We start from the raw sequence: 11,899 nt of genomic DNA on the forward strand, positions 1-11,899 counted from the left end.
GGCTGTGCTGTTGCCTCGCCGAAGTGGTCGGGCCAGGAGCTGTAAAAAGGTCAGATCATGACGCGCATCATCACCGCCAAGCCTCTGACGCGCGCGAATTTTGCCGAATTCGGCGAAGTCATCGACACCGAGACCGACAGCCATTACCCGATCAACAATGGCAGGTGCGAACGCTATCACGCGCTCGCCCGTCCGGAAGCCGCCGGTCCGAACGGCCATGTGCTGATCAACCTGTTCAAGGGCACACCCTACGAATTCCCATTGAGGCTCTCGATGGTGGAACGGCATCCCTTCGGCAGTCAGGCTTTCGTACCGCTGTCGCCGCGCCCCTTCGTGGTCGTGGTCTGCCACGACAGCCCGGATGGCCCGGCCGAGCCGCGTGCCTTCATCACCAGGCCCGGCCAAGGCGTGAACTACCCGCGCAATCTCTGGCACGGCGTGCTCACGCCGATCGGCGAACCGCAGGATTTCGTCGTGGTCGACCGTGGCGGCGACGGCTCCAATGTCGAGGAGTTCCACTTCTCGCACCCGTATGAAATCCACCTGCCCGAAGGGTTCCAGTCATGACCGATGTTTCCCTGATCGACCGCCTGCTCGACGTCATCGAACACGACATCGTGCCGATGACCAAAGACGGCGTCGCCGATGGCAACAAGCTGTTCGGCGCCGCAATCCTGCGCAAGAGCGACCGCGCTCTGGTTCTGGCAGAGACCAACAACGAGACCGAGAATCCGCTCTGGCATGGCGAAGTGCATTGCCTCAAGCGTTTCTACGAAATGCCCAAGGCCGAGCGGGTCGATACCAAGGATGCGATCTTCCTGGCCACGCATGAACCGTGTTCGCTGTGCCTGTCGGCGATCACCTGGACCGGCTTCGACAATTTCTACTACCTGTTCAGCCACGAGGATTCGCGCGACAGCTTCGCCATCCCGCACGACCTGAAGATACTGAAGGAGGTCTTCACGCTTGAGCCCGGCGGCTACAACGCCGAAAACGCCTACTGGAAAAGCTACTCCCTGCGCCGTCTGGTACGCGCCTTGCCGGAAACGGAACGCAATCGGCTGGAAACCCGCATCAAGACGATCTCCGACAGATATGACGCGCTTTCCGCCGACTATCAGGACGGCAAGGCCGACAACGATATCCCGCTGAACTAGCCGCAGCATCCTGGCACGGAAGCCTCTTACGGCCGCATCCGGGATGAAGCCTGCCCATGGCGTGCCCGCGAGGCCTTCCGTCGCAAACAGGATGGTCTGCGCAGGCCGCTTCGAAAACAGCAGCCCGGCAAGCTGAAAAACCGCGTTCAACTTCTGAAAATCGCCATTTCGTAAGGGCAAAAGCGCCGTTTCCGACCTGCTTTGGCCGCCGTTTTCCAAAACGACAAAAATCGCACACGCACGAGCAGCCCAAAACCGACACGCCATATGCGGCAATCGATGTCGCATTCTGCCTCGTGACGAAATTTCCCTTACGTCCATTATCTCCTCACAAGAACAAGAAATCGACCAGAACGGTCGAGCCAAAGAGTGAGGAACCAATGTCGGATGAACTCGAATACCTCAGCCGTCGCGTTGCCGCCGGCAGGCTGAACCGTCGCGATTTTCTGGGCCGCGCTGCGGCGCTCGGTGTCAGCGCCGCTTTCGCCAATACGCTGCTCGCCGATGCAGCAAGAGCCGAAGGCCCGATCAAGGGCGGCGTGCTGAAGGCCGGCATGCAGGGCGGTGCAGCCACCGACAGCCTGGACCCCGCGCTCTGGGCCAGCCAGGTTCCCTACACGTTCGGCCGCTGCTGGGGTGAGCAGATGGTGGAAGTGACACCCACCGGCGGCATCGAGCCCAAGCTCGCCGAATCCTACGAGTCGTCCGACGACGCCAAGACCTGGATCTTCAAGATCCGCAAGGGTGTCACCTTCCACAACGGCAAGGACCTTACGCCACAGGACATCGTGGCGACGCTGGAGCGCCATGGCGATAAGAACTCGAAGTCGGCGGCGCTTGCCTTCATCTCCGAGTTCGACAGCGTCAAGGCCGATGGCGGCAATGTCGTCATCAAGCTGAAGGAACCCAACGCCGACCTGCCTTACGTCGCTGCTGACTTCCACCTGATGATCCAGCCGAATGGTGGCAAGGGCAATCCGACCGCGGGCATCGGCACCGGCCCGTATAAGATCGTGACCAACGAACCCGGCGTGCGTCATGTCGGCGCCCGGCACGAAGGCCACTGGGACCAGGCCAGGCGCGGTCACGCAGACCAGATCGAGATCATCGTCATCAACGATGCCACCGCACGCACCTCGGCGCTCCAAGGCGGCCAGGTGCATATGATCAACCGTGTCGAACCGAAGATCGTTTCGCTGGTCAAACGCGTGCCGGGCGTCACCATCCGCAACGTCGCCGGCAAGGGCCACTACGTCTTCATCGCCCACTGCAACACCGCGCCCTTCGACAACAACGATCTCCGGCTGGCGCTGAAATACGCGGTCGACCGCGAGGAGATGGTGCAGAAGATTCTCGGCGGCTATGGCACCGTCGGCAACGACATGCCGGCGAGCAAGGCCTACGCGCTGTTCTCGGACGACATCGAACAGCGCAAATACGATCCCGACAAGGCGAAGTTCCACTTCAAGAAGTCCGGCCATTCCGGACCTGTGCTGCTGCGCACCTCGGACGTCGCCTTCCCCGGCGCGGTCGATGCCGCCCAGCTCTACCAGCAGAGTGCGGCCAAGGCCGGCATCCAGATCGAGGTCAAGCGCGAGCCCGGCGACGGCTACTGGTCCGAAGTATGGAACAAGCAGCCCTTCTCCATGTCCTACTGGACAGGCCGCCCGACGCAGGATCAGGTCTATTCAATCGCCTATCTCAAGAACGCGGAATGGAACGACACCCGCTTCTTCCGCGACGATTTCGACAAGCTGATCCTGCAGGCGCGTTCGGAACTCGATTCGGCCAAGCGCAAGACGCTTTATCGCCAGGCCGGCGTCATGCTGCGGGATGAAGGCGGTGTCATCGTTCCGATGTTCAACGACTATATCGATGCAACCAGCGCCAAGGTCGGTGGCTGGGTGGACGATGTGAACAGCGAACTGATGAACGGTCATGCTCTGACCAAATGCTGGCTGCAGGCCTAGGGAAGCTTTGGCGACAGTATGGCTGGACCTTTGCAGCCATCGGTTGCGCGGACGTTCGATACGCCGCGCAATCACGTCGCAGATAGAATACCCCCGTGGTAACTGGCCCAATCCCGACTGACAGACAATCGACAAATAGTGTCCGGCGGCCCAAAATCATCGTTTTCAAGGGAGAAAAAATGGTTTTGGGGACAATCTGACCGCGATTTTCCTGAAAAGCAAAAAACCGCGCGCGCATGAACAGTTCAAAAACGACATGCCATATGCGGCAGTCGATGTCGCATGCGGCCTTGCGCTGAAGTTTCCCTTACGTCCATTATTCTCCTGACAAGAACAAGAAATCGACCAAACGGTCGAGCCAAAAGAGTGAGGAACAGGAATGACCAATGAACTCGAGTACCTCAGCCGCCGCGTCGCCGCGGGCAAGCTGAATCGCCGCGATTTCCTCGGCCGTGCGGCAGCGCTTGGCGTCACCGCGGCTTTCGCCAACACGCTTCTCAGCGATGCCGCCAGGGCGGAAGGCCCGGTCAAGGGCGGCACCTTGAAGGCCGGCCTGCAAGGCGGCGAATCGTCCAACGTGCTCGATCCGGCGCTGAATCTCAGCCAGGTGAACTTCAACTTCGGCAAGTGCTGGGGTGAGATGCTGGTCGAACTGAACCCCGATGGCAGCCTGGAGAACCGCATCGCCGAGTCGGTCGGGTCGTCGGACGACGCCAAGATCTGGACGATGAAGATCCGCAAGGGCATCGAGTTCCACAACGGCAAGACGGTCTCGCCGCAGGACGTCGTCGCCACGCTCGAACGCCACAGCGACGCGAAGTCGAAATCGGCAGCGCTCGGCATTCTGCAGGGCATCGACAAGATGGCGGTGAACGGCGACGAGGTCGTCATCACCCTCAAGGATCCGAACGCCGACTTCCCCTATCTGATGGCCGACTACCATCTCGTCATCCAGCCGAACGGCGGCAAGGATGATCCGAATGCCGGCATCAGCGCCGGCCCCTACAAGGTGACCGTCAACGAGCCGGGCGTCCGTTATGGCGGCGAGAAATTCGCCAATTACTGGCAGGGCGACAAAGTTGGTCATGCCGCCCAGGTCGAGATCATCGTCATCAACGATGCGACCGCGCGCACCGCCGCGCTTCAGGGCGGCCAGGTCAACATGATCAACCGTGTCGAGCCGAAGATCGTCGATCTGGTCAAGCGCGTGCCTGGCGTTACCATCCAGGCCGTGTCGGGCAAGGGTTTCTACCCGTTCAACATGTTCTGCGACACCACCCCCTTCGACAGCAACGACCTCAGGATGGCGCTCAAGCTTGCCATGGACCGCGAGGAGATGCTGGAGAAGATCCTGCGCGGCTACGGCAAGGTCGGCAACGACATCCCGGTCAACGAAGCCTATCCGCTGTTCCCGACCGATCTCGAACAGCGCAAGTTCGATCCCGAGAAGGCCGCCGAATTCTACAAGAAGTCGGGCCATTCCGGCACCATCCTGCTTCGGACCTCGGACGTTGCCTTCCCCGGCGCGGTTGACGCCGCCCAGCTCTATCAGCAGAGCTGCGCCAAGGCCGGCATCAAGATCGAGGTGAAGCGCGAGCCGGGCGACGGCTACTGGTCGGAAGTCTGGAACAAGCAGCCATTCTCACTCTCCTACTGGGGCGGACGGCCGACGCAGGACCAGATGTATTCCACAGCCTACATCTCCAGCGCGGACTGGAACGACACGCGCTTCAAGCGGCCGGAATTCGACAAGATGGTACTGGCGGCTCGTGGCGAACTCGATCAAGATAAGCGCAAGAAGATGTACAGCGACATCGCGACGGTGATGCGCGACGAGGGGGGCCTGATCGTTCCGTTCTTCAACCAGTATATCGACGCTTCCGGGAAGGGTGTTCAGGGTTGGGTAAGCAACCCGGCGCAGGAGATGTGCGGCGGCTACGCGCTGTCGATCTGCTGGCTTGCGGCCTGATCCGGACCGCCCGGTGAGTTCGCCCATCCTGAAGCTGATCGCCCAACGCATCGCGTTGGGCCTTCTGCTCCTGTTCGCCGTCTCCGTGCTGATCTTCGTCGGCACGCAGATTCTTCCGGGCGACGTCGCCCAGTCCATCCTCGGTCAGTCGGCGACGGCAGAGTCGCTCGCCAACCTGCGCGAGGCACTCGGCCTCAACGATCCCGCCTATATCCGCTATTTCAGATGGCTGGGCGGCATCCTGACCGGCAACCTCGGCACAGCGCTGTCGTCGGGACAGGACATCGCTTCCGCCATCAGCGGGCGGTTGTGGAACACGTTGTTCCTCGCCTTCTGGGCTGCCATTGTCTCGGTGCCGCTGGCGATCGGCCTCGGCCTGCTTGCGGTGCGCTACCGCAACGGTTTCGTCGACAAACTCATTTCGGGTCTGGCACTGGCGTCCACATCACTGCCGGAATTCTTCATCGGCTACCTGCTCGTCTATTTCTTCGCCGTGCAGTGGCAGATCTTCCCCGGCATCTCGACGGTCTATGACGGCATGCCGTTCCTGGAGCGCATGAAAGCGATCGCCTTGCCGGCGACGGCGCTGACGCTGGTCGTGCTGGCGCATATGATGCGCATGACACGCGCAGCGATCCTCAACGTCATGCAGTCGGCCTATATCGAGACCGCCGAGCTCAAGGGGTTGTCGCCCTTCGACATCATCCGCAAGCACGCCTTCCCCAATGCGATCGCGCCCGTGGTCAATGTGGTGATGCTGAACCTTGCCTATCTGATCGTCGGCGTCGTCGTGGTCGAGGTCATCTTCGTCTATCCTGGCATGGGGCAATATCTGGTCGACCATGTCGCCAAGCGCGACGTGCCGGTGGTGCAGGCTGTCGGCCTGATCTTCGCCGCCGTCTACATCACGCTGAACATGATCGCCGACATCGCCGCGATCCTCGCCAATCCGCGTCTGCGGCATCCGAAGTGAGGGCGGCATGAAAAACATTCCGCTCACCGCCTGGATCGGCCTGATCCTTACCGGACTGTTCCTGATCTGCGCGATCTTCGCACCCTGGATCGCGCCCTACGGCAACGGCGAAATCGTCGGCGACGTCTGGGCGCCGATGTCGTCGGCGAACGTGCTGGGCACCGACAATCTCGGCCGCGACCTGCTGTCGCGCATGATCTACGGCGCGCGCGTCACCATCTTCATCGCGGTGCTGGCAACGGCGCTGGCGTTCTGCCTGGGCTCCATCCTCGGTTTCACGGCAGCGACGATCGGCGGCAAGTTCGACATGATCCTGTCGCGCTTCGTCGATCTGCTGATGGCGATCCCGACGCTGATCTTCGCGCTGGTGGTGCTGTCGGTGCTGCCCTCCACGATCCTCACTCTGATCCTGGTCATGGGCATCCTCGATGCCACCCGCGTCTATCGCCTGTCGCGCGCGGTCGCCGTCGACATCAACGTCATGGATTTCGTCGAAGCCGCCAAACTGCGCGGCGAAGGGATGCGCTGGATCATCTTCCGTGAGATCCTGCCCAACGCGCTCTCGCCCCTGATTTCGGAACTTGGCCTGCGTTTCATCTATGCGGTGCTCTTCCTGTCGGCGCTGTCCTTCCTTGGCCTGGGCGTCCAGCCGCCTGACGCCGACTGGGGCGGTATGGTGAAGGAGAACAAGGACGGCATCGTCTTCGGCATTCCCGCGGCCCTCATCCCGGCGGCAGCGATCGCCCTGCTCGCCATCTCGGTCAACCTGGTCGCCGACTGGGTGCTGAACCGCACCTCGGACCTGAAGGGAGGACGCGGCAATGGCTAAGGCTCAGGCGGCAACGCAAAAGCCCGAAATGCTGCTCGACATCCGCGATCTCAGGATCGAGGCGCGGGTGTTTCCGCCCGACGAAGCACCGAAGACCGTGACCCTGGTGCATGACGTCTCCTTGACGCTGAAGCGCGGCAAGGTTCTGGGCCTCATCGGTGAATCCGGTGCCGGCAAGTCAACCATTGGCCTGTCGTCAATGGCTTATGGCCGTGGCGGTGTGAAGATCACCGGCGGCCAGGTCCTGCTCAACGGGCGCGATATCCTGCCGCTGAACCCGAAGGGCGTGCGCAAGCTGCGCGGCCGGGAAGTCTGCTATGTAGCGCAATCGGCCGCAGCCGCCTTCAACCCTGCGCACAAGCTGATGGATCAGGTCGTGGAAGCGGCTCTGCTGCACGGTGTCGCCACGCGCGCCGAGGCAGAAAAGCGCGCCATCGCGCTTTTCAAGAAACTCAGCCTGCCCAATCCCGAGGCCATCGGCAACCGCTATCCGCACCAGGTCTCGGGTGGTCAGCTGCAGCGCGTGATGACGGCGATGGCGCTGTGTTCGGAACCGGACCTCATCGTCTTCGACGAGCCGACGACAGCGCTGGACGTGACGACGCAGATCGATGTGCTGGCGGCGATCAAGGATGCCATCCGAGACACCCATGTCGCGGCGCTCTACATCAGCCATGACCTCGCCGTGGTAGCCCAGGTCGCCGACGAAATCCTGGTGCTGCGCCACGGTAGGCTGGTCGAGCGCGGCGATACGCACCAGATCATCAAGCTGCCGCAGCAGGACTACACCCGTGCACTGGTGGCCGTGCACGAGATCGACCACGCCGAAAAGCAGCCGAGTTCCACGCCGGTGCTTTCGGTGAAGAATGTGACGGCGGCCTATGGCGGCGGCGCCGTCAAGGTCCTGAAGAATGTTTCGGTCGACCTGCATCCCGGCCAGACGCTGGCGGTGGTCGGCGAATCCGGCTCCGGCAAATCGACGCTGGCCCGGGCCATCACCGGGCTTCTGCCTCCGGAAGCGGGCTCGATCAGCTTCGATGGCCGCACCTTGTCCAACCGCCTCGCCGACCGGCCGAAGGAAGACCTGCGCCAACTGCAGATGATCTACCAGATGGCCGATGTCGCCATGAACCCGCGCCAGACCGTGCGCACCATCATCGGCCGGCCGCTCGAATTCTATTTCGGCATGCGCGGCAAGGCGCGCGACCAGCGTGTCGCCGAACTGCTCGACAAGATCGAGATGGGCCAGGGCTTCGCCGACCGGTATCCGGCCGAGCTTTCCGGCGGCCAGAAGCAGCGCGTCTGCATCGCCCGCGCGCTGGCGGCGAAGCCGAAGCTGATCATCTGCGACGAGGTCACGTCCGCACTCGACCCGCTGGTTGCCAACGGCATCCTGAAACTGCTGCTCGAACTGCAGCAGGAAGAAAAGGTCGCCTACCTGTTCATTACGCACGACATCGCCACGGTGAAGTCGATCGCCGACGCGATCGCGGTCATGTATCGCGGCGAAGTCGTTCGCTACGGTCCCGAAAACCAGGTGCTGGCGCCCCCCTTCGACGCCTACACCGATCTGCTGCTTTCTTCGGTGCCGGAGATGGAACAGGGCTGGCTGGAAAGTGCGATCCAGGGCCGGCGCATGGAGAGCGCCGGGAACTAGGTTTCCAGCTGACTGTCATGCGGCCGCAACGAGCGGCCGCCACTGTGATCTTCTTGGGGGCGGACAAGCCCAAAATGGGAAGGGAGCAGAACATGACAACCGAACTCGATCATCTCGCCAGGCTGGCCGGCAAAGGCGGCATCACCCGCCGCGATTTTCTCGGCCGCGCCGCAGCGCTCGGCGTGACCGCCGCCATGGCCGGCACGCTGGCCGACCGCGCTTTTGCACAAACCCCGGCCAAAGGCGGTCTCCTTCGGGCCGGCCTGCAAGGGGGCGAGTCGACCAACAGCCTCGATCCGGCGACGAACCTCAGCCAGGTCACTTTCAATTTCTGCAAGCAATGGGGCGAGTTCCTCAATCGGCTGACGCCGGACGGCGACCTGGAAAACATGATCGCGGAGGAGATCGGTTCGTCGGACGATGCCAGGATCTGGACGATCAAGGTCCGCGACGGCATCGAGTTCCACAACGGCAAGACCGTGAAGGCGGAGGATGTGCTCGCGACACTGGAGCGGCATGCCGACGAGAAATCCAAATCGGGTGCGCTCGGCGTTCTGAAGAACATCAAGGCGATGAAAGCCGAAGGCAAGGAAGTGATCGTCTCGCTGGCTGAGCCAGATGCGGACTTCCCTTACCTGATGGCCGACTATCACCTCGTCATCCAGCCGAATGGCGGCAGGGACAACCCCAATGCCGGCATCAGCGCGGGCCCCTACAAGGTCAAGGTCAACGAGCCCGGCGTGCGCCATGGCGGCGAGCGCTTCGCCAACTATTGGGGCGGCGACAAGCTTGGCCACGCCGACCAGGTCGAGATCGTGGTCATCAACGACGCGACCGCGCGGCTGGCGGCGCTGCAGGGCGGCCAGGTGCATTTCATCAACCGGGTCGAGCCCAAAGTGGTGAACCTCGTCAAGCGGGTGCCGGGCGTGTCGGTGGAAGCGACCTCGGGGCGTGGCTTCTATCCGTTGAACATGTTCTGCGACACCGCCCCCTTCGATAATGCCGACCTGCGCATGGCATTGAAACTGGCCATGGACCGCGAGGAGCTGCTTTCCAAGATCCTGTTCGGCTACGGGTCGCTCGGCAATGACTTCCCGATCAACGCGGCCTATCCGCTGTTTCCGGACAACATCGAGCAGCGCAAATTCAACCCTGAAAAAGCCGCGGAGCACTACAAGAAGTCCGGCCATTCGGGATCGATCCTGCTGCGCACTTCCGATGTCGCGTTTCCCGGAGCGGTCGATGCCGCCCAACTCTACCAGCAGAGCTGCGCCAAAGCCGGCATCAAGATCGAAATCAAGCGTGAACCCGGCGACGGCTACTGGTCGGAAGTGTGGAACAAGAAGCCGTTCTCGCTCTCCTATTGGGGCGGCCGCGCGACACAGGCGCAGATGTATGCAACGGCGCTTGCCTCCACCGCGGACTGGAATGACACGCGCTTCAAACGCCCGGATTTCGACCAGTTGCTGATGAAGGCACGAGGCGAACTCGACCAGGACAAGCGCAAGGCGCTGTTCCATGACATGGCAATGATGGTGCGCGACGAAGGCGGCACGATCGTACCGTTCTTCAACCAGTTCATCGACGCTGTGGCGACCAGCAAGATCGACGGCTGGGCCGCCAATCCGCAGGGCGAGATGATGGATGGTTATGCCCTGGGAGCCTGCTGGCTGAAGGCCTGACCCTCAAGAACACAGCGCCATGCGGCAGGAAGGGATCGCCGCATGGCGCTGAAGACGGTGGCTCAGCGCATGAGTTAGGAGAGCTTCGTCATGCGCGAATTTTCAGGGCGTCCCTTGTCCGTCTGAACGGACGCAGGCCGCCCTAGTGCCACCAGTCATAGGCATGAACCACATGATCAATCCGGGCGTTGTCCGCCTGAACGTTCGCGTTGTTCAACTCATAGGCGCGGATGTAGTCGACCTGCATTTCGGCGGGTGTCGCCAGCCCGTCCGACGGTGTTCCGGCGGCGCCGCCCACAGCCAGATTGACCAGCATATACATGGGCTTGTGCATGTCTGACGGCGTTTGAGTCCGAAAGATCTCGGTATCATCGAAATACCAGACCAGTTCGTCCTCGGTCCAAAGCAGGCCGTAATTGTGGAAACCCTCGGTATCGGGAACACCTACCGCCGAGCCGACGGTGGTACGGCTGCCGGTCTCGTTTGAATGCGCAGCGACATTGACCGTGTTCGGATCCTGGCCACGCATTTCCACCACGTCGAGCTCCGGCGGCCACGATCCGTCCGCCGGCAACAGCCAGAAAGCCGGCCAGACGCCGTGGTTGTCGGGCATGTCGGCGCGGATCTCGAAGTAGCCGTAGGTCTGGGCGAACGATCCGTAGGTGTTGAGCAGTCCCGATGTGTAGTCGTAGTTGTTGATATAGGGCTTGATCGTGTCTTCGGCCCGGGCGGCGGTGATGGTCAGCACGCCATTCTCGACATCGAACGGCTGGACCGAACTGGTCGGTGCATAGTCGTGGTCGATGTACCACTGCTTTTCGCCGTTCGAGGTCAGCGTGCTTCCGTTCTTGGCGCCCCACCAGAAATTGGTGTCCCAGGTGCCGCAGGTGCCGTTGCGCAGGCTCAGCGTGTTGAACTCATCCGAGAAGGAGAGGTTGAGATGGGACCGGTCAAGGCTGAGCTCGAACTGGTCCGCCTTCAATTGGTCGACGGTGGTGTTGGCAAAGACGGGAATTCGGTTGGCCCGAGGTTCAGCCGCACGTCGTTGCCGGACTGGACCATGCTGGCCCTGACCTCGGCGAAGGAACTGAAGCCATAGCCGGTCAGGCGGACATTATCGTCGCTGCCGAAATCCAGGATCAGGTCACTGCCATTGCCTTTCTCGAACAGGAAGGTGTCGCTGCCCCCTCCGCCCTTCAGGACATCGTCGCCCAGTCCACCGTCGATCGTCTGCTTGCCGGCACCGCCGCTGATGATGTTGTTCAGATCGTTGCCGATGGCGTAGCGCCCATTGCCGGTGACGGTGAGGTTCTCGATGTTGGCGGGCAGTGTATAGCTCATCCAGGTTTCGACAGTGTCGATCCCCTCACCCGGGCGTTCATCCGCGCGGTTGATGGCCGAATAGAGATGGTAGATATCGTCGCCCAGCCCGCCATGCATGGTGACGTTCACCCTGCTGTCGCCCCACAGCGAATCGTTGCGGACGCTGCCGTAGAGGTCAGGGCCGGAATTGGTCGCCGAAAAGTGGCTGACGGAGGGATCACTGTAAGGAAGCAGCACGCCCTTGGCGTTGCGCACGGTGGCCATGACGATCTCCTGTCGTCGAAAATGCCACCCGTCTTCAAGCTAGCATCCACCCGCTAATCTGACGACCCGCTAAAA

8 protein-coding genes and 1 pseudogene are annotated in these 11,899 nt (G+C 61.8%); 8 read left to right on the forward strand and 1 reads right to left on the reverse strand.

The features are described from left to right. Positions 1–57 precede the first annotated feature (57 nt). The 8 genes from ACFJIU_RS17880 (at position 58) to ACFJIU_RS17915 (ending at position 10,237) form a co-directional block, all read left to right on the forward strand. Entirely contained in the window at positions 58–567 is a 510-nt protein-coding gene (locus tag ACFJIU_RS17880) for an ureidoglycolate lyase (RefSeq protein WP_379062052.1), read from the forward strand. After that, positions 564–1,157 carry a nucleoside deaminase gene (locus ACFJIU_RS17885; protein ID WP_379062054.1) on the forward strand — a complete coding sequence of 198 codons (594 nt, stop codon included), beginning with the start codon at positions 564–566 and terminating at the stop codon, positions 1,155–1,157. Before ACFJIU_RS17880 ends, ACFJIU_RS17885 begins: the two co-directional genes overlap by 4 nt. A 380-nt stretch (positions 1,158–1,537) precedes the next feature. Next, positions 1,538–3,127 (forward strand): ABC transporter substrate-binding protein, encoded by a 1,590-nt coding sequence (locus ACFJIU_RS17890; RefSeq protein WP_379062056.1) that lies wholly within the window; start codon positions 1,538–1,540, stop codon positions 3,125–3,127. A 379-nt stretch (positions 3,128–3,506) separates the two neighbouring features. Then, positions 3,507–5,096 carry an ABC transporter substrate-binding protein gene (locus ACFJIU_RS17895; RefSeq protein ID WP_379062057.1) on the forward strand — a complete coding sequence of 530 codons (1,590 nt, stop codon included), beginning with the start codon at positions 3,507–3,509 and terminating at the stop codon, positions 5,094–5,096. A 13-nt stretch (positions 5,097–5,109) separates the two neighbouring features. Next, a complete protein-coding gene (locus tag ACFJIU_RS17900) occupies positions 5,110–6,069 on the forward strand; it encodes an ABC transporter permease (RefSeq protein WP_379062060.1) in 960 nt (319 codons plus the stop codon). Between the two features lie 7 nt (positions 6,070–6,076). After that, entirely contained in the window at positions 6,077–6,898 is an 822-nt protein-coding gene (locus tag ACFJIU_RS17905) for an ABC transporter permease (RefSeq protein WP_379062063.1), read from the forward strand. Then, entirely contained in the window at positions 6,891–8,555 is a 1,665-nt protein-coding gene (locus ACFJIU_RS17910; RefSeq protein ID WP_379062065.1) for an ABC transporter ATP-binding protein, read from the forward strand. Before ACFJIU_RS17905 ends, ACFJIU_RS17910 begins: the two co-directional genes overlap by 8 nt. 92 nt (positions 8,556–8,647) lie before the next feature. After that, a complete protein-coding gene (locus tag ACFJIU_RS17915) occupies positions 8,648–10,237 on the forward strand; it encodes an ABC transporter substrate-binding protein (protein WP_379062068.1) in 1,590 nt (529 codons plus the stop codon). Between the two features lie 142 nt (positions 10,238–10,379). On the opposite strand, the pseudogene ACFJIU_RS17920 reads toward ACFJIU_RS17915, so the two are convergent. Beyond that, positions 10,380–11,824 (reverse strand): annotated as a pseudogene (locus tag ACFJIU_RS17920) (family 16 glycosylhydrolase). Positions 11,825–11,899 lie beyond the last annotated feature (75 nt).

This window comes from Mesorhizobium sp. UC74_2, from assembly GCF_042701485.1.
Classification (GTDB): Bacteria; Pseudomonadota; Alphaproteobacteria; order Rhizobiales; family Rhizobiaceae; genus Mesorhizobium.

Excerpts from the sequence above, each read along its gene's own strand:
- ACFJIU_RS17885 (WP_379062054.1), top strand. The coding sequence starts at position 564 with ATGACCGATGTTTCCCTGATCGACCGCCTGCTCGACGTCATCGAACAC.
- ACFJIU_RS17905 (WP_379062063.1), top strand. The coding sequence starts at position 6,077 with ATGAAAAACATTCCGCTCACCGCCTGGATCGGCCTGATCCTTACCGGA.
- ACFJIU_RS17915 (WP_379062068.1), top strand. The coding sequence starts at position 8,648 with ATGACAACCGAACTCGATCATCTCGCCAGGCTGGCCGGCAAAGGCGGC.
- ACFJIU_RS17890 (WP_379062056.1), top strand. The coding sequence starts at position 1,538 with ATGTCGGATGAACTCGAATACCTCAGCCGTCGCGTTGCCGCCGGCAGG.
- ACFJIU_RS17880 (WP_379062052.1), top strand. The coding sequence starts at position 58 with ATGACGCGCATCATCACCGCCAAGCCTCTGACGCGCGCGAATTTTGCC.
- ACFJIU_RS17895 (WP_379062057.1), top strand. The coding sequence starts at position 3,507 with ATGACCAATGAACTCGAGTACCTCAGCCGCCGCGTCGCCGCGGGCAAG.
- ACFJIU_RS17910 (WP_379062065.1), top strand. The coding sequence starts at position 6,891 with ATGGCTAAGGCTCAGGCGGCAACGCAAAAGCCCGAAATGCTGCTCGAC.